Source organism: Leptospira selangorensis, from assembly GCF_004769405.1.
Lineage (GTDB): Bacteria > Spirochaetota > Leptospiria > Leptospirales > Leptospiraceae > Leptospira_B > Leptospira_B selangorensis.
Window position 1 is genome coordinate 268,988 of record NZ_RQES01000001.1, and the last position, 18,387, is coordinate 287,374.

Below are 18,387 nucleotides of genomic sequence, written 5' to 3' on the forward strand. Positions count from 1 at the left end.
TTGTAGTCACTTCGACAAACCTTCTTCCCGATCGTGTTGTATACGCAGTCTTGTATACAACACAGAGAAGATCAATTTCGATTGTATACAATAGAGTGTGCAGTATACCAAAAAGGCTTCTGTGACAGAGTGTAGAAGTGCCTACATATAAAAGTTCGTATACTTAATTTCTTTTGTATACAGACTTTGAAAAGTGAGCCGAGATTTCGGACTTCCTACTTGGAGTTAGAGAATAATGCGGACTTACATTTTTCTCCCAAAAGATTTTTGTTTTCTTGGAGACAACGGATAACGGCTGTTCCTCGGCTGGAGCAGTACTTCTCCTTATCTTCTTTGCAGGCTTCCATTCTAAGTTTTGCTTTTTCCCTGACTTCCTGTAGCAATTCTCTGCAGTCTTCGGTAAGATTTTCCTCGTTCTTCTTCAAACAAGAGAGAACATCTCCTTTGGGACTTTCCTTACAGTATTTTTCTTTGTCAGAGCGACATTGGTCTATATGTGAGTGATTCGGTCCTTCTTCATGAGAGCTAACGGAAAAATTGAATAAGTAAAAAAGGCACAAATAAGCCGTAACTACTCTAATTCTGCCTTTATTTGAAGTTCTGAATAACATGACGACTAACCTTGTTTGAGACCTTAGCCATTTTTGCTGGTTTCTTTTTTTTCTGAAAGATAGAATTATCTCTGAAACGAAAAACCAAAGTCTAATAAATGTTAGAAAGAAGAAGGAGGTAGACGTTACTATTCGTCGGAACTGAGACAGAAAAACGTAAATGTTTCAGACTTCGATTAATAATAATGAATCGTACACAAACTTTATATCATGTGATATTTCTGTATGAGGACGAGGTCATGCTAACGGCTTCCTGTAGTCCTTCGAGGGACAAACTTTGGAAGAGCATTTGAGTCTCTAAGTTGCTTAGTATACTTTAAAGGAGGTTTTGCGAATCTCTTCTGCATAGCCAGACCAGACGAAGAAGCTTTTTGTTTTTTCCTACTGCAATTTGAAAAAGAGTTTCGGTATTGGTCCAGGTAAGGAACACTATCCACCGACTAAAAAATAAAATAACACCTGACGGTGCATTAGAAATCGCAAGGCAAGGATATGGATTACGAAAAGGAAAAAAAGAAACTCCTCTCTGCGAAAACGCCAGAGCAGTACATTGAATTTTCCATCAAATCAAAACTAGAAGGACCTAAGAAATCCAGTATTACCACAGAATGGCTAAATAAATCCGGTTATTCAATAGATGACATAAAATATGCAAGGAATAGGCATCCTTTTTGGAGAGAGAAAAGAAACAAAGGCTCTTACGAAAGAAACAGCCGTCGTCTAGAATACCATAACTATTATAAGACGGACGAGAAGATCGTTTGGGACGATGCCAAACTTTCCAAGTTTTACGACCTGAATCAGGAAGGAAATGCGGATCATGAGCTGGCTAGACTTTTCAAAACTTCTATTCCTGCTGTGAATCATATTCGCAGAAAGTTCCGTTTTTCCACCATTCTACTTGAGCTGGAAAAAAAGAAACCTAACAAGGCTGCAGTTATCAAACTAAGCGGTCATTCAGAGTCTGTTCTGAAACGTTTGATTAAGGAAAAAGGAAAAAGATAAACTTCCTGCCCGTCGATCTTTCCGAAAGACGGGCCTTGTCAATAAATTTCAACGACAAACTTCCTAAAAGTCCTATCTCAAAGACAGATCCCAGATCCATTTTATAAACTTTTACTATACCTCACATCTTAGTAAAAAGTTGCGCGTCATCTGCCAGAGAGAATCTTGGAGCTGATCGTCCATGTATAAACAAATCAGCCGTTTTTCCATTCTACTTATTCTAAGTATTTTCGCTTCTTCCAACCTTTCAGCGGGACCTGTCCGTGAATTTTTAAGTTCAGACGGTAAATCCAAAACGAACCAAGAGGAAGAAGAAGGTCCAAAAACTTCCGCTCCTAAAAGAGAAATTCCTAGATCGGAAGAAACTTCTTCACCTTCTCCTAAAATAGAAGCAAAGGTTAAAAAAGAAAAAGAAGAATCTGTGGCTTCTGCGGAACCTTCTTCCCGTAAATCCAAACGTATAGAGCGCAGGAAAAAAGGAAAAACCAAGGTTTCTAAAAAGGAAAAGCAGGAGATTAAAGAGAAGGAAAAAGAGACTGCTTCTAAGAAGTACGAAAATTCTCTTCCTGGAGTTTCAGGACTTCCTCCTAAAACACAGTACGATACTAATAATCAAAATGCGAATGCGGAATTAGGTCATGGAAAAGGGATCCCTGTTTTATGTTACCATCACTTGGTTGGGAACCAAGATCCGATGGGTGGGTATAATTTAGATCCTAGCCTTTTAGAAGAACAATTTAAGTATCTCAAGTCTTTAGGTTACCAGACTATTAGCCTGGACCAATTCTACCAATACCAGCAAGGTAAGGCCGGTTCTGATTTCCCTGCCCGCCCCGTTCTTTTAACATTTGATGATGGCTCCTTGACCCACAGAGATGTGCTTGTTCCTCTGCTCAAAAAATATGGAATGAGAGCTTCCGTTTTTATTTATCCGACTGTGATCTCCAATCCAAGATTTAAATTTTATCTAAGCTGGGCCCAATTGAAAGAAGCTTTGGACAGTGGAGTTTTAGATATAGGTTCTCATACGGTCTACCATCCTAAATTGCCTGCAATGTCTAGAGCAGAGATCAGGAGCCAACTCAAAGATTCTAAAGCAACTCTCGAGGCTAAAACCGGAAGAAAGATCCAAGACCTCGCTTATCCATTCGGGTTATTCGACGTACGAGTAATAGAAGAAGCAAAGGCTGCGGGTTATAGAATGGCATTCACAGTAAACCCAGGGAAGAATGTTCCCGGAACGTATGCTTATACGGTCCATAGGTCCTTGGTGACTTGGGGGATGTCCCAATCCAGGTTCAATTCGATTCTAAGCGCTTCTCCACCTGCCAAGATTAAATTGGGAGTTCTGGATGGTTCTTGGGTCAAACCTGGAGATAGTTTTCCTGTTATAGTAGAAGGTCTAGACCCTAAGTCGGTGGCGATCAAGATTAGCGGAAAAGAAGGTATTCTTCAAAGAAAGTCGGATACAGAATATATCATTAGAATTCCTGAATTCAAAAAGACTACTTATCCAGCAATGACTGTGATCGGCAAAACCACTTCCGGCAAGAGAAGTGAAACTCAATTTTTATTTGTAAATAGAAAAGAGTTTAAAAAAGATCCCGACTAAATATTGCTTTCTGATAAATTTTTAGGTTTCCGGAAGTTCTAAAGTTATATTTTATCTAGAAGAACCGTCAAAATCGTATCGTTTCCGCGAAAGTTTTTTGACATCTCTAGGTAGGTAAGAATATTTTCGGTATGCCAAAAGATTCCGAGACATTCGAAAAGATCGAAACATCCAAAACTCGGAATCGCCTTCCCCTTGTTTTATGGACGGCGTTGCTTTCCCTCGCCCTCCCCTATTCTTACTTTGCGGATCCTATCCCGGAACAGGGTCCTGTACTTCGTTTAGATTCTCATTCCGCAGGTAAAATCCCGCTTCGAGAAGAAATCTCCTATTTTAAGGACACAGAAGGAACCCTCACCTGGGAAGATATCTCGGCTACAGATTCCGAAGTTGAGTTCAAAAAGAACACGGATAGAATGCCCAACTTCGGTTATGATTCTTCTCCTTATTGGCTTAAATTCTCTGTAGAAACCGAAGAATCCCTTTCAGAAGAACGTTTCCTTACCTTAGAATACCCTCATATAGATTATGTGGATGTGTATTGGAAAGATTCCAAAGGGAGAGAAGGTGAATTTCATACCGGAGACATGCTCCCATTTAAGGAAAGACCTATCACGGAGAGATATTTTGTTTTTCCTTTAACCTTAGAAGATAAGGGAAAGATAGAAGTGTATATCAGAGTCAAGACGGAAGGGTCTCTTACCCTACCGCTTCATCTGGTTACCAAATCCAGCCTGGATCAGTCTTCACGGATCTCATTACTTATAGACGGTATCTATTTTGGCGCCTTGGGGGTAATGGTATTCTATAACTTCTTCCTGTTCTTGGGCATTCGGGAAAAAACCTATATATATTATGTAATTCTAATCTTTGCAGTGACTTATTTCTTAGTCATGAGTTCCGGATACGGCTATTGGTTCCTATTCCCGAATTCTCCTAAATTTGTGAATTCTTCCTTTATCATGGCAACTTGTCTCGCAATGATATTTTTGGGTCTATTCGCAGAAGAATATCTACAGACCAGGGATACCTATCCGGTCCTCCATATATTCATTCGAGGACTGACAATCATATGGGGACTCGTGGCCGTTCTCCCCGCATTTGTACCCTTAAAATATTTAATGCCGCTTACATCGATCCTTCCCATTCCGGAAATATTGATACTGATGATCATCTCCTTAGTCCAAAGCGTTCGAAAGGATAGAAAGGCCAGGATCTTTTTAAGCGCGTGGATGTTTAGTTTGGTTGGGGTATTCATATTTTCACTGAATCGACTCGGTCTTTTTGATTCGGAAGAAATTGCTTCCGGAATGCTGAAGATAGGTGTTTTGAGTAACGTTATTCTTCTTTCTTTGGGACTCGTAGATAGGATCAATACATTCCAAAAGGAAAAAGAGGAATATAAGGAAAGAGCGGATAAACTATTTGAACTTTCTCTAATGGATCCTCTTACCGGAGTGGCAAACAGAAGATTTTTTGACCAAGAATTAGAAAGAGAATGGAACCGTTCCGTTAGAACGGAAAGACCACTTTCTCTTTTAATGATAGATGTGGACTTCTTCAAAGCGTATAACGATACCTATGGTCATTTAAAAGGAGACCAGGTACTTTTCCAAGTGGCCCAATCATTAAAAGAATGTTTAAATCGTTCTTCCGATATGATCGCTAGATATGGAGGAGAGGAATTTTCAGTTATTCTTCCTGATACCCCTGTCGAAGGCGCTATAGTAGTTGCCTTGAACATGTTACAGACGGTCGAAGATATGGGGATACCTCATTCGGAGAGCACCTTCACAAGAGTCACTGTTTCTATAGGCGTGTCTAGTAATACGGATCGTGATATCCATTCCTACCAAGAATTGCTTGGATTAGCGGATAAAAACCTATACGATTCCAAGGCATTCGGTCGAAATCATATACGTCATTGACCCTTTCTGAAACAATCGTTCGAGAAAGACATTCGGGAAAATCATTAAAATTTAATTTTTCCTGGACCCTCGGCCTAGTCGGGATTAAAATCGGTCCCCGCATGGAACCTCTCAGACTCCCCTTTCTAAATTCTCAGACATTATATTGGACTTTAAAGTCTTCTACAGATACTTTTAAGGAGCATCCTGCTCAATTTTTTAAACCGGATGGTAAAACTTATAAATCCGTAAACTTTAAAGAGTTAGGAGATATAGTTACCAGGATCGGTTTGGGTCTTGTATCTATTGGAGTTAAAAAAGGAGAGAATGTAGGTTTGATCGCCGATTCCGGGCATCGTTGGATTTGGGCGAGTATGGGGATCACGAATATTGGAAGTGTGGACGTACCTAGAGGAACCGATTCCACTCTTGAAGATTTGATTTATATCTTAAACCATTCAAAGGCAGAAGTTTGTTTTGCAGGAAATTCAGAAGTGGTCCGTAAGATCAGTTCTTCCGCCTCTTCATTTCCTCATTTAAAAACAGTCATTCTATTCGAATCTTCTCATCATTCTGAGCAAAGACATCCATTCAAACTTTTGCATTTAGACGATCTAATCTCTCTAGGAGACAGATGGATCCAAGAAAAAGGAGAATTGGAATTTCATTCCAGAGGAGAATCCATCCAAGAGTCCGATCTTGCTACTATCGTTTATACTTCCGGGACCACAGGCCGTCCTAAGGGAGTGATGCTGACTCATAGAAACATAGTATTTAACGTAAACATGTCTTTGGCTTTGGACGATGTTCGTATCACTCCGGAAGATAGGACCATGGCTTATCTTCCTCCTTGGCATATTGCAGAAAGATTGATCGAGACTGCATGTGTTCGGGCAGGTGCCTCGGAAGCATTCACTTCAATTTCTAGTTTAGGTCAGGATCTGCAGGATATCAAACCTACTTTCCTTCTTTCTGTGCCTAGAGTTTGGGAAAGTTTTTACAATAAGGTCCAGGACAAACTGAAAGACGCTTCTCCTGTTGCTAAACTTATTTTCAAAAGTTTTCAATCCGTAGCAAATTCTTATTATAAGTATAAAAGTAGGCTTTTGGGTCTGGAGTTTGCATTAAAACCTAGATCATTCTTTGGAGAAGTTTTTAATAGAATGAGCGGGCTGTTCGGGACATTCTTCTGGTTTGTTCCGAATATATTGGCTCAATTAGTATTTTCTAAAATACGAAAAAGTCTAGGTGGAAAATTGAAATTTGCGATCTCTGGGGCTGGGGCTCTTCCGGAATACATAGATAGATTTTTTAATTCTATAGGAATTCCTATCTTAGAAGGATACGGAATGACAGAAACGAGCGGAGCTTCTACAAGAAGAAGGCTAGGGCAAATCACGGTTGGAACTCTCGGAAAATGTATCCCAGGAGTAGAGATCAAGATCTTAGATGAGAAGGGAGAAGAGATCCACGAACCTGGAGTAAAAGGGATCGCTTGGCATAAGGGCGGCCATATCATGCAGGGATACTATTTGGATCCTGAAAAAACCGCAGAAACAATGAAGGACGGGTGGCTAAATTCAGGGGACCTTCTTCTTTGGACCTCTCAAGGAGAATTAAAATACGCAGGAAGAGCCAAGGATACAATCGTACTTTTAGGCGGAGAAAATTTGGAACCTGAGCCGATCGAATTCGCTCTTACCCAGAGCGAGCTGATCCTACAGGCAATGATAGTGGGACATGACCAAAAAACGTTAAGTGCACTTTTAGTCCCGGATTGGGAAGTATTGGATAAACAGTTACGAGACTGGAAATCCAGATTATTACAAGAAATTGCAGATCCAAATTCTGATCCGGACGTCAGAGAATTGTTCAAAAAAGAAATTAAAGAGAGAGTTTCTTCTAAAAACGGTTTCAAAAATTTCGAAAAAGTATCTAATTTTTACCTTCTTCCTAAGAAGTTCGAACCTGGAGATGAGTTAACCATGACTATGAAGGTAAAAAGGAACGTTGTCTCGGATAAATACAAGAACCAAATAAATGAATTATTCAGATAAAACTCCATTCGGCGTAACGAATCTAAAAGAAGATCGAATCCAAAATAAAGGAGATTTTATGCCGGTTTTGACTCAAACAGTAAAGAATCGATTGTCCACGATACTTTCCGTTTTTTCGGCCCTTGTATTTTTGCAGACCTTATTTTTTAAATTCACCGGACAGGACGAATCCGTACATATCTTCTCTACCTTAGGAATAGAACCTTGGGGAAGGATCGGAACGGGCTCAGTCGAATTTTTTGTAGCAGCACTTTTGATCTTTCCACCATCCAGATTCGTAGGAGCCTTAGTAGGCTTCGGGCTGATGATCGGGGCGGTATTATCTCACCTTTTATTTTTAGGAATAGTGGTAGATGATGATGGAGGTTTATTGTTCGCAATGGCAGTGAGTGTACTTGTCTCTTGCACCATTATACTAAATCTAGAGTGGGACCATAGACCTCCTACCTAGTTCCAGAATTTTCAAAAATTCTTTCACATTCTTATCTTTAAAAAAGGAACGGTTACCCTAAACCTAGGTTCCAATTTTGAAGATAAGAAAAATATGAAAGTCCGATATCCATTTTTTACACTTCTATTCTTTTTGTTTTCCCAATCCGTAAATGCCGAATCTATAAAGTTAGTTAAAAAGAAGAAGGCCCGGCAAAGACAAACGGAAACCTCCGAAAAAAATCCGAACTCTCAGCAAGAATTACAGGAGCATATCCTGACTAGTATGGGATTCGGAAAAGGGCTCTCTTTCGAAACCTCAGACAAACAAAACTTCCTGAATATGAGAGTTCGATTCCAGGAAAGAGCGGTAGAAACGATCCGCCAAGAAGATGGAGAAAAACAAACCGAAGGTTTGGAATTCCAGGCCAGAAGAGCAAGACTCGTTTTTTCCGGGAATTTTTTAGGCAAAGACTGGCAATATTACGTTCAATTATCTTTTTCTAATTTAGATATGGAAGAAGATAGGCCTGTTCCTTTAAGAGACGCTTCTATATCTTATGCGAAGTTTAATAACGCTAATATAAAAGTGGGGCAAATGAAAGTGCCCTATAATCGCCAAAGATTCATTTCAGACGGTTTACAAGAATTTGTAGATAGAACCGTTTCAAATGAAGAATTAAATCTGGACAGAGATGTTGGAATCCTAGTCTCTTCTTCCAATCTATTTGGATGGAATTGTTTAGGATATTCCGCGGGTGTTTTTGGTGGAGAAGGAAGAAATAGGAGTTCCAACTCAAGCGGAGTGCTAACTAGCGGAAAACTTACCTATTATCCTTTAGGAGTTTTTTCAGACAACGGAGAACCGGATTTGGAACATTCTACAAAACCAAAACTTGCTCTCTCCGTCGCAGGTGCAAATAATCAGAATACAAATCGTGAACTTTCTACTCACGGAGACACTTACCAATTTGCAAGATTCGATTACATGCATACTGGAACAGAGTTTTTATTCCAATGGAAAGGTTTTTCGGCTTCCGGAGAATATCTGACTAGAAAAGCAAACTCCCCTTTTATGGAAAAAGAGATCGGGAATCGAACTATGACAGAATATTCCAGATCCGTAAAGGGAGGATTTTTCCAACTAGGTTATCTTTTTAAAAATAATCTAGGATTGGCGCTTAGATATTCAGAATACAGACCTTGGGGAAAAACGGATCCTAAACTTACGTATTCCAGAGAAAGAGGCCTCGCAGTTTCCTATTATCTCAAGGATCATAATTTAAAAATACAGGCTGATTACGCTTATTTAGAAGGTGGATATGTGGATAGTTTAGGCTCTCATAGGATCCGAGCCCAGATACAGGTATTTTTATAAAGGATCAAGCAAGGAGTCTTTGGAAAAAATGTAATCGTTTTTTCATCTCGGAAAATTTTTAGAAAGGCGATCCGAGTCTCGAATCCGTTGACAATCTTGCAGGATTTCATCTTATGGAAGTAAGGTATCGTTCTACTAGATGAAATTTCGAAGAGGAAGACTTTACGACGCGTTTTTCATTTCGGACATCCATTATCTTCTGAATAAGAAGATAAAATCCCATAAGCATAAAGAGCTTTTCCAATTACTGGACCATCTGAACAAAAAAGAAGTAAAATTCGATAATCTGTACCTTGTCGGGGACATTATCGAAAACTGGTTTTTTAGCGCGGATAGAAGGTTACAAAGAGTAAAAGGCAAAAAAAGATTTAACAAACTTTTTGAACGTCTAGATAGGCTCTCTTCCGGGAACGGCAAAAAATATTATATTGTAGGGAACCACGACACTACCTCTTACCTGATGAGACTTACCCCTAAGGTAGAACATTATCTTATCGAAAGAGGTTGGATTATCTGCGAGAAGGCGGAAAATGAAACTCTGATCGCAATCCATGGACACCAAGGCCAGTACAATAAATTTACCTGGATGGGCTCCATTCTTGTCTTAAGAATTCTACATGTGTTCGCATCCGCACTTCCTGCATTATTCAAATTTTCCGAAAACTTCTATCATAAACATCTAAATAGACAAGATCCAAGCACTGTAGAAGAGACATTACATTATTACCAAAAACTTTCCAAACTTACCCACCAAGATAAGAAGGTTCTGATCTCGGGTCATACACACGACTTTTTATGTATCCCCAAAATGAATATAATCAATACCGGAGACTGGGTGAAGAGTAATAGTTTCGTAATCCAAGATGGCAAAAAATTTTCCGGAATTCGGATGACAGCCAGAAAAGAATTCAAAAAAGAATTCGTCTTACATGTTTGATTGTTTTCTACACGTCGCATCACTTAAAGTTAAGAACCCAAATCCCTAAAAACTAATTTGCAATTTCTTGCCTGTCGGCTATACTTCGGCGCATGTCTGAAGAACTGTTGATAGAATATTTAAACTTAATAGATGAACATGCTTGGCTTTTTTGGTCGGGAGTCGTTTTTCTTTTTTTATTCTGCGTTTTTATCCACGATATATTCCAGAAAAAGCATACGATCAAACATAACTTTCCGGTTGTCGGTCATATCAGATATCTATTCGAAAAAATAGGGCCGGAACTCAGACAATACTGGGTGGCAAACGATAAGGAAGAGATGCCTTTTAACAGGGCGGAAAGATCTTGGGTTTACGCCACAGCTAAGATGCAAAATAATAATTTCGGTTTCGGAACCACCGAATTATTATACGATGCAGGCTATCCCATCATCAAACATTCGGCATTTCCCTTCTCGGATAGCAAGGCGAAGTTTATAGAAGGTGATAGTTCTATGATCCCTTCTCTCAAAGTAATGGGGGAATTCAGGAACAGAAAAAAATTATATAGACCGGCATCCGTCATAAATATCTCCGCAATGTCTTATGGATCTTTGGGAGAAAGAGCGGTATCTTCTTTAAACAAAGGTGCAAAGATCGCACGTTGTTATCATAATACTGGAGAAGGTGGACTTTCCCCTTATCATAACTTCGGCGCTGATGTCGTGTGGCAATTAGGTACTGGATATTTCGGCGCCAGGGATGAAAAAGGAAAATTCTCCTTAGATCATTTTCTAAAACGTTTAGACGCAAATCCAAACGTAAGGGCTATAGAGATCAAACTTTCTCAGGGTGCAAAACCCGGAAAAGGAGGGATCTTACCTGGAGCAAAAGTCACCAAAGAGATCGCAGAGATCAGAGGGATCAAACCTGGACAGGATTGTATTTCGCCTAATGCACATACCGAATTCGACGATGTAAAAAGTCTGGTCGATTTTATAGAAAAATTAGCGTCCGTTTCAGGACTCCCGATAGGGATCAAAAGTGCAGTGGGAGAATCTAAATTTTGGGAGGAACTTGCAAGTAGAATGAAGGAAACAGGCCAAGGACCTGACTTCATTACGATCGACGGAGGAGAAGGAGGAACAGGAGCGGCGCCGCTAACGTTTACTGATCACGTCTCTCTTCCTTTTAAGGTGGGATTTGCTAGAGTATATAAGATTTTTCAAAAATACGAGATAGCCGACAGAGTTGTCTGGATTGGTAGCGGAAAATTAGGTTTTCCCGACAGGGCTATAGTCGCATTCGCTATGGGTTGTGATCTCATCCATGTAGCAAGAGAAACTATGATGTCTATCGGTTGTATCCAGGCACAAAAATGTCATACGGGTCATTGTCCCGCAGGAGTAGCCACTCAGAGTAAATGGTTACAAGCAGGTTTGGACGTGGAATTAAAAGCAAAACGTGCCGCAAACTATATCAAAGGGTTTAGAAAAGAATTATTATCCGTAGCACATGCCTGCGGATACGAACATCCACTTCAATTTACAGGGAACGATATAGAGATCGGAGCGGGTCAAAATAGATTCAGGACCCTGACTGAAGTTTTGGAATACGAAAGAACTCCTATAAAATTCACCACTATGATGGATTATACGAGTAATATCACCGCACTCGGTTAGTTTTTAAATCGCTTGCATTAGGTCGGGTCCCTGTAAATATTTGCGGGACCCGAATGAAACTGATCTTATCTTTTTTCCAAAATTTCTGGGACTTTCTTCGTTCTCCTAAAGAAGAACTTCAAAAAAAAACAAGCTTCCCCGGATATCCGATCTTATTTGTTAGAACTTCTATCCCGATCTTGATCGGATATTTTTTCGCACATCTTTCTTTTAAAACTCTAGGATTGCAGTATGTTTTTTTAGGCGGCTCCATTCTAAATATGCTGACCAGAGTGATCCTGCCCGATCTATTTTTCGGAACTCTGTATGCATTACTCTTCACAACAATTTATCTATGTATAGGGACAGGAATATTTTGGGGAATTTCTAAAATTTTTTCTTACCGATTTGAAACCAGTAGAGGATTAGAATTAAGTTCCAAACTAGCGCATTCGTTTTTGATCCTAGGACTTCTGATCTTTTTCGGGTTTACTGGGATTTTTGGCTCCATAGTATATTTGATATTCTTTATATACTTTACCTTCCTAATTATTCTAGTTCTATTTTACGGAATAGGGGCGGGGCAAAGGATCAGTATCATTTCAGGCCTAATTATAGGATTGATCTCTTATGGCATTTTTTTCTTAAAAGATGATACACAAATGGACAATCTCACTATTCCTACCCAACCGGAAACGATGACTCCGGAAGAAGAAAGAGAAAAAATACAAGATGCAGAAGATGTAATCCGAAAATTAGAAGAAGCTCGTAAAGAAAAGGGCTATAACAACTAATATATTCAAAAAGGATAAATAATGGCAAGAGTTCAACTGGATCTGCCCGAAAAATTGGCCTGGTCCACTAGCTTAAATATCAGGATTTATGATACAAATTTTGCGGCGCATTTGGCTCATGATAAGGTGGTCTCTCTTTTACATGAATCCAGAGCGAGATTATTCAAAGAGAAAGGATTTTCCGAACTAGATGTAAACGGCTACGGGATCATTCTTACTGATCTAGTCGTGGAATATAAGGCAGAGGCGTTTTTCGGGGACCAAGTCCGAGTAGAGATCGGAGCAGGAGATTTTAGCCCAAAAGGTTGCGATCTATATTATAGAATGATCCATACTGACGGACCTATCAACGGCAAAATCGTATGTAATGCAAAAACAGGATTAGTGTTCATGGATTATTCTACTAGAACGGTTAGCAATATTCCGGAAGTTTTTAAATCCTGGTTTTGAAAATTATTACTTTTTCTTTTTGTCTGAATGATAAGTTAGCGCGAAAGAAATACACTGTTTTATTTCCTTTTCGGGAAGTTTAGAACTTTCAGAAAATATAATACTTCTATTTCCCTCAAAATGAAATGTTTTAGGATATAATTTCCTGAATCTGGCGATCAGGTCCGTTTGGCAATGAAAGAACATCGCATATTCTTTCGAATCCCCTTTTAAGGCATCTATACGGATCGTAGTCCCACTTTTGGATTCAGGAGTAATATAACTAGGCTGTCCCCATTTTAGGACTTCTTCTATCCTGCCCACTCCTTGGATCTCTTTCGCGGTTTCAAATATAAGTTCTCTCAAACGAAATAATTTTTCTCGGACTGAGGGAGAATATTCCGAGAATGTTTCCGCCACATCCGAATTAGTGAATTTTTGAAACTGATCCTTTTTCTGAGCCATAAGTTCTTCTTAGGTAACCCTTGTAGAAGATCCTACAAGTACAATATTCTAAACGTTAACCGCACAAGCCTGTGCGCATCTGATCCCGTCCATTGCGGCAGATACGATCCCACCCGCATATCCGGCTCCTTCTCCGCAAGGATACAAACCTTTGATACGAATATGTTCCAAAGTTTCAGGATCCCGAGGAATACTAACCGGAGAAGACGTCCTGGTCTCAGGAGCATGAACCACTGCTTCGTTGGTTAAATACCCTTTCATGGATTTATTAAATTCTTTGAATCCGTTTTGTAATGCATTCATTACAAATTTAGGAAGAACGGAAGAAAGGTCCGCAGGTATAACCCCGGGAGGATAAGAAGTTTTAGGAAGATCGGAAGAAATTTTTCCTTCTACAAAATCTACAAGTCTAGCAGCCGGTGCAGTTTGTGTTTTTCCTCCTGCAATCCATGCCTTTTGTTCTATCTCTTTTTGGAATTCCATTGCAGCTAATGGTCCAAACTTTTTGAAAGGTAGAAAGTCCTCTTGTCGTAATTCCACTACTATCCCTGAATTTGCAGTAGGTCTCGCCCTTCTGGATGAAGACCAACCATTCGTCACAACCTCTCCCGGCCTAGTAGCGCATGCAGCGATCACTCCTCCAGGGCACATACAAAAAGAATATACTCCCCTCCCATCGATCTGCTTTACAATACTATAAGGGGAAGGAGGAAGAAAAGGCCCTCTGTCTTCACAACTATACTGGATAGAGTCTATTAAGGATTGTTTATGCTCTACCCTAATCCCTACTGCCAGGGGTTTTAACTGGATCTCAATTCCTTTATGATGGAGTAATTCAAATATATCACGAGCAGAATGTCCGGTAGCCAAAATGACTTTGTCGGAAAGAAAACGATCTCCATTTTTAGTGACAACACCCTTGATGGAATTTCCTTCCAAGATCAGATCGGTTACTCTTTGATTAAAATAAACTTCTCCACCCCTTTCTTGGATGGTTTCTCTCATTCTACGAACAATACTAGGAAGTTTATTGGTCCCTATATGAGGGTGAGCCTCTATTAGAATATTAGGATTTGCTCCAAAACCTACGAGTAATTCCAAGATACGACGGATATTTCCTCTTTTTTTGGATCTTGTATAAAGTTTACCGTCGGAATATGTGCCAGCGCCACCTTCTCCGAAACAATAATTGGAATCCTCATCCACAATATGATGAGCATTTATATTTTGAAGATCTTTAGGTCTTGATTTAACGTCCTTTCCTCTTTCCAGAACGATAGGTTTTAAACCTGCTTGGATAAGTTCCAAGGCTGAAAATAAACCGGCAGGTCCAGCGCCGATTACGATTACTTCTTTGGAATTTTTTACATTTGGATAATCAGGCAGATGGATCTGCTCTGCTACAAAGTTTTCGTTAATATAAACTCGGATTTTTAGATTTACAAAAACGGTTTTTTGTCTGGCATCAATAGAATGATTTAAGACCTCAATATGTGCTATATCCGACAGAGAGATCTTTTTGGACTTGGAAATATATTCTGCGAGCTTAGCAGATTGTTCGGCGATCTCAGGCAAAAGCCTAAGTTCTAATTCTTGGGTCATAGTTTAGGACCAAAAGTTTTAGGATTTGTATGTAATGGAGTTAAAAAAGAAAGTAAGATTGAGGCAAGGAATTTTAAGAAAGATTTAGAATAAATGGAAAGACTTTTACAACGAAAATGAAGATTCCGGGGGAGGATTAAAATTAGAATCGCAAAAATCCTAGATTTATCACTAAGTTGGTAAACTAGGTAGATCCTTGAAAGTAACGGACCGACAAAAGAAAAAGTTCTTAAAGTCTCTTAAACAGGCAAGGATCGAAGCAGGGTTCACTCAATCGGAAGTCGCCGAGCAGATTGGGACCAGTCAAAGTTTCATTTCCAAATTAGAATCAGGAAGTATATCTTTAGAAGTCGAGATATTCTTAAAGTTATATCAATTATACGATAAGCCTGCGATTTATTTCTTCTCCGCATTCTCCCAAAAATAAAAACCTATTTTGGGACTTCTCCCCTATTCTTAATGAACTTTTGGATAATCTCCAATTGGGAATCGGAAACGAATAGATCGATCGCATCATTCGCACTATATAATCTGTACTGAAGCGATTTCGCAGAAAGAATATCGTTCTCCATTTCTTTTGTAAATATCAATCTACCGGAAAGAATATTAGAAGTTAATGTAGAGGTTCTAGTGCCGGTCATAGGAACTGCGCCGTAACCGTATCCAAAACCGATTCCGGGTCCCATAACTGTAGGAACCTGAGTGCGAACAGTTACTTGATTTGCTGAATAATTCGAATCGGACAGAAGTAGTTTTGTAGATTTACGATCAATTTTAATATAAGCTTCCGGACCTAAGGAAGCAAGAGTCTCAGAACCTTGGAGCCTAATAATCAGAACGATTTGCGAGATCACACCGTTCTTAATTTCTTTAGCGTATTGGCCCCCATAAGCATAAGCAGTTTTATTCGGATTATCCACCTTTGCTTCATGGTCCATATCCATTTTGACCACTGTGACATCTCTAAAAGGATCTTGGACAACTTGTATCGTAGTGCCGCAATCAAGACATAAGAACAGAAAGGTGAATATTAAAGATTTATACTTCAAATCGGAGGAACAGTCACGATATAAATTTTCCGGTGTCCGGATCATCCAAATCGTGACTTCTCTATTTTATTTCTGCCAAGGAGTAACTTCTCTCAGTTTAGGAAATCTGAGATATAAACCTGCCCATAGAATAATTCCCAGATAGGTAGGGAATAAAATATGAGAACCTAAAGGATTTAAAACACGAACATGAGTAGCTACGGCACCACCCAAATAACCAGTGAGCAAAGTTGCGCCTAAAACTGCAGTTCTAGGAAAAGCATATAACAAAGTGCTAACAATCAGGACAGTTCCTAAATAAGGCATTACTTCAGGTGGATATCCGAGCTTAGCTCCTTCTGCCTGAGCTTCCGGCGGCATTTTATCTAAGAAAAATTTTAATACTCCATCAAAAAGTAGAAAAAGTACAACCAATCCGCTGAGTACTCGACCGGTCCAAAGTTGGCCTTTCGAAACGTTTTCAGATCCCATTCTATATTTCCTCCAAATGAGAGGGCAATTTTGGGATCTTCAGCGGAAAAGTTCAAGAACTATTACAGAAATTTTGAATTCGATTTTGCAATAAACGTTTGTTTGTCGCAAAGACGACCGCATACCAATGATGATTCTTGGAAATTATTTCTTTTTCGTTTTTTTAGGGACCTTCTTCTTATATTCTCCCACTCTAAATTTCACGATCTTACGGACTAAACCAAAAGGTAAAGGTTGATCGATTGGAAATTGAACGGAACCTTTTGCATTTTTGTATTTATCAATCTCTTTCTTAAATTTAGCGATACCGCTTGCTCCTGGATAAAAACCGATATGATTTTTATAAGCGGCAAAATGTACCAGATTGCCGTTCAGATAAAAAGTCGGGATCTGATAACTGATCTTCTCGCTTGCTTCCGGAGCTTCTTCTTGGATCACTTTTCGGAGTTCCTGAAGAATCGACTGGACTTCTTTCGGAAAAGTTTTGATATACTCGTCAATCGATTGGAATGTACTTTTTGTTTTATCCATAATTAAACCCGAGAAAGTTTGACCGGTAGAAGGTCCGTTCAATCAAATTCACTTTTTCTTAATGATCAATATTCCTGCAAGATAACTGGTAGGAATATAAGCCCCGACTAAATCCAACACATTAAACCAAGCAGGAGACGGAAGCATTAGAACATTTGCTGTTCCACCCGCAAGAAAGAAAGCCCCGATCACTAAGGCGAACTTGAGTTTATGATTCGTCGCAATGAAAGCCGTTACCTGCGCTCCCACGAATGTTCCAAGAGCATGTGCTAAAAAAGGAAAGATAAAATGTTTAGGTTGGAATAAATGAATAGATGCTTTTAAACCTTCCATGGTAGTTACATCGGCACCTTCCGGAGGAGGAATAATACTCCCACTAATCGTAATAAGCCCCATATTCACTATACTTCCAAGTAGAAGTCCCGCAATCACTGCAAAGGTATTTTTAACATATGGATTCATAATCTAATGCCCCACCATTCGAGAAATAAATGATTTAAAAGGTTAATAAAAACAATGCAAGTGCAAAATTACACTTCTTTCCTTTAAAACCGACCTCACAACACACTTTGGAAAGGTTTCTAATTTTATTAAACTAATTGGTTTAATATTTGACAATCTAAGCATGGACGAATTTATTCAACTAAATGGTTGGATTTCATAAAAACGAACAAAGGCTGGATCGGGTATTCGCAGCGCTCGCGGATAGCTCAAGAAGGCAAATGCTTGCTAAATTGCGAAAAAGGCCTCTCACTATTTCGGAATTAGCAGAACCTTTTTCCATGTCCTTTGCAGGAGTTGCTAAACATATAGATGTGCTAACATCTGCCGGTTTAGTTCGTAAAGTTAGGGATCAAGAAGATGGTCGTAGTTTCCGGCTAGAGCTGCAAAACCAATCACTTATGGAGGCTTCTACATGGCTTACATATCATCAGGAATTCTGGACCAACAAACTCGATAGACTCGAATCCTTTATAGAGGAGCAAGACCATGACAAACCAGGTCGTAAAAATAGAAAAAAGAATTAATGCGGAACCAATTAGATTATTTAAGGCCTGGCTAAAAGCAGAAGAATTTTCCAGCTGGTTTTTGCCTGGGAATTCTATCGGGATCGAATCTGCCATACTAGATCCACGCCCGGGCGGTCGATTTAAGATCAATATGTTGCATGAAGGCAAAGTGCTGCCGCATGAAGGTGAATATCAGATCATAGAAGAACCAAAAAAAATAGTGTTTACTTGGAGATCACATGCAACCGGCGGCTTAGATACGTTAGTCACAGTTACTTTCGATCCATTAGAAGAAGGATCTTCAAACTCAAACAAGAAGCCGCAAACACTTATAACGTTGATGCATGAACGTTTGATAGGAGAAGATGCTGCCACATCTCATAAAGCAGGATGGACAAGTATTCTGGATAGTCTTGAAAAATGGCAGGTCGGGAAAAAATAATACAGCACTTTTATCGGC

At 39.4% G+C, this 18,387-nt stretch carries 20 protein-coding genes; 13 read left to right on the top strand and 7 right to left on the bottom strand.

Going from position 1 to position 18,387, the window contains the following annotated elements:
• Positions 1-215 precede the first annotated feature (215 nt).
• A complete protein-coding gene (locus tag EHO58_RS01270) occupies positions 216-611 on the bottom strand; it encodes a hypothetical protein (RefSeq protein ID WP_135626767.1) in 396 nt (131 codons plus the stop codon).
• Between the two features lie 492 nt (positions 612-1,103).
• Between EHO58_RS01270 and EHO58_RS01275 the strand changes: the two genes are divergently transcribed.
• From EHO58_RS01275 to EHO58_RS01320, 10 genes are all read left to right on the top strand, one after another.
• Positions 1,104-1,616 carry an LB099 family protein gene (locus EHO58_RS01275; RefSeq protein ID WP_135626766.1) on the top strand — a complete coding sequence of 171 codons (513 nt, stop codon included), beginning with the start codon at positions 1,104-1,106 and terminating at the stop codon, positions 1,614-1,616.
• Positions 1,617-1,797: 181 nt separating this feature from the next.
• Positions 1,798-3,228: a polysaccharide deacetylase family protein gene (locus EHO58_RS01280; protein ID WP_135678130.1), complete on the top strand. Its 1,431-nt coding sequence runs from the start codon at positions 1,798-1,800 to the stop codon at positions 3,226-3,228.
• Positions 3,229-3,359: 131 nt separating this feature from the next.
• Positions 3,360-5,156 carry a diguanylate cyclase gene (locus EHO58_RS01285; protein WP_135678132.1) on the top strand — a complete coding sequence of 599 codons (1,797 nt, stop codon included), beginning with the start codon at positions 3,360-3,362 and terminating at the stop codon, positions 5,154-5,156.
• Positions 5,157-5,257: 101 nt separating this feature from the next.
• The gene (locus EHO58_RS01290; RefSeq protein WP_135678134.1) at positions 5,258-7,192 is read left to right on the top strand and encodes an AMP-dependent synthetase/ligase; all 1,935 of its coding nucleotides are present in this window, start codon (positions 5,258-5,260) and stop codon (positions 7,190-7,192) included.
• A gap of 58 nt (positions 7,193-7,250) precedes the next feature.
• Positions 7,251-7,643, top strand: a complete 393-nt coding sequence (locus EHO58_RS01295; protein ID WP_208728670.1) for a DoxX family protein — start codon at positions 7,251-7,253, stop codon at positions 7,641-7,643.
• Between the two features lie 93 nt (positions 7,644-7,736).
• Positions 7,737-8,999, top strand: coding sequence for a porin (locus EHO58_RS01300; RefSeq protein ID WP_135678138.1), 1,263 nt, complete (start codon positions 7,737-7,739; stop codon positions 8,997-8,999).
• 139 nt (positions 9,000-9,138) lie between these two features.
• Positions 9,139-9,936 carry a UDP-2,3-diacylglucosamine diphosphatase gene (locus tag EHO58_RS01305; RefSeq protein ID WP_135626760.1) on the top strand — a complete coding sequence of 266 codons (798 nt, stop codon included), beginning with the start codon at positions 9,139-9,141 and terminating at the stop codon, positions 9,934-9,936.
• Positions 9,937-10,028: 92 nt separating this feature from the next.
• The gene (locus EHO58_RS01310) at positions 10,029-11,597 is read left to right on the top strand and encodes an FMN-binding glutamate synthase family protein (protein WP_135626759.1); all 1,569 of its coding nucleotides are present in this window, start codon (positions 10,029-10,031) and stop codon (positions 11,595-11,597) included.
• Between the two features lie 53 nt (positions 11,598-11,650).
• A complete protein-coding gene (locus tag EHO58_RS01315; RefSeq protein ID WP_135678140.1) occupies positions 11,651-12,370 on the top strand; it encodes a hypothetical protein in 720 nt (239 codons plus the stop codon).
• Positions 12,371-12,391: 21 nt separating this feature from the next.
• Positions 12,392-12,820 carry an acyl-CoA thioesterase gene (locus EHO58_RS01320; protein ID WP_135626757.1) on the top strand — a complete coding sequence of 143 codons (429 nt, stop codon included), beginning with the start codon at positions 12,392-12,394 and terminating at the stop codon, positions 12,818-12,820.
• Positions 12,821-12,826: 6 nt separating this feature from the next.
• Here EHO58_RS01320 and EHO58_RS01325 read toward each other — a convergent pair whose 3' ends face one another.
• The gene (locus EHO58_RS01325; RefSeq protein ID WP_135678142.1) at positions 12,827-13,264 is read right to left on the bottom strand and encodes a DUF1801 domain-containing protein; all 438 of its coding nucleotides are present in this window, start codon (positions 13,262-13,264) and stop codon (positions 12,827-12,829) included.
• Positions 13,265-13,312: 48 nt separating this feature from the next.
• A complete protein-coding gene (locus EHO58_RS01330) occupies positions 13,313-14,866 on the bottom strand; it encodes an NAD(P)/FAD-dependent oxidoreductase (RefSeq protein ID WP_135678144.1) in 1,554 nt (517 codons plus the stop codon).
• 196 nt (positions 14,867-15,062) lie between these two features.
• Between EHO58_RS01330 and EHO58_RS01335 the strand changes: the two genes are divergently transcribed.
• A complete protein-coding gene (locus EHO58_RS01335; protein WP_135626754.1) occupies positions 15,063-15,293 on the top strand; it encodes a helix-turn-helix domain-containing protein in 231 nt (76 codons plus the stop codon).
• A 4-nt stretch (positions 15,294-15,297) separates the two neighbouring features.
• Here the strand turns inward: EHO58_RS01335 and EHO58_RS01340 are convergent, their stop codons facing one another.
• From EHO58_RS01340 to EHO58_RS01355, 4 genes are all read right to left on the bottom strand, one after another.
• Positions 15,298-15,960 (bottom strand): hypothetical protein, encoded by a 663-nt coding sequence (locus tag EHO58_RS01340; RefSeq protein ID WP_244241025.1) that lies wholly within the window; start codon positions 15,958-15,960, stop codon positions 15,298-15,300.
• 21 nt (positions 15,961-15,981) lie between these two features.
• Positions 15,982-16,386, bottom strand: coding sequence for a DoxX family protein (locus EHO58_RS01345; RefSeq protein ID WP_135626753.1), 405 nt, complete (start codon positions 16,384-16,386; stop codon positions 15,982-15,984).
• A 144-nt stretch (positions 16,387-16,530) separates the two neighbouring features.
• Positions 16,531-16,917 (bottom strand): iron chaperone, encoded by a 387-nt coding sequence (locus EHO58_RS01350; RefSeq protein WP_135626752.1) that lies wholly within the window; start codon positions 16,915-16,917, stop codon positions 16,531-16,533.
• Between the two features lie 48 nt (positions 16,918-16,965).
• Entirely contained in the window at positions 16,966-17,379 is a 414-nt protein-coding gene (locus EHO58_RS01355; protein WP_135678146.1) for a hypothetical protein, read from the bottom strand.
• A 260-nt stretch (positions 17,380-17,639) separates the two neighbouring features.
• On the opposite strand from EHO58_RS01355, the gene EHO58_RS01360 reads away from it, so the two are divergent.
• Both EHO58_RS01360 and EHO58_RS01365 read left to right on the top strand, forming a co-directional pair.
• Entirely contained in the window at positions 17,640-17,945 is a 306-nt protein-coding gene (locus EHO58_RS01360; protein ID WP_244241026.1) for an ArsR/SmtB family transcription factor, read from the top strand.
• Positions 17,908-18,369 (top strand): SRPBCC family protein, encoded by a 462-nt coding sequence (locus EHO58_RS01365; RefSeq protein WP_135678148.1) that lies wholly within the window; start codon positions 17,908-17,910, stop codon positions 18,367-18,369. The genes EHO58_RS01360 and EHO58_RS01365 overlap by 38 nt, the downstream gene beginning before the upstream one ends.
• The last annotated feature ends 18 nt before the right edge of the window (positions 18,370-18,387 follow it).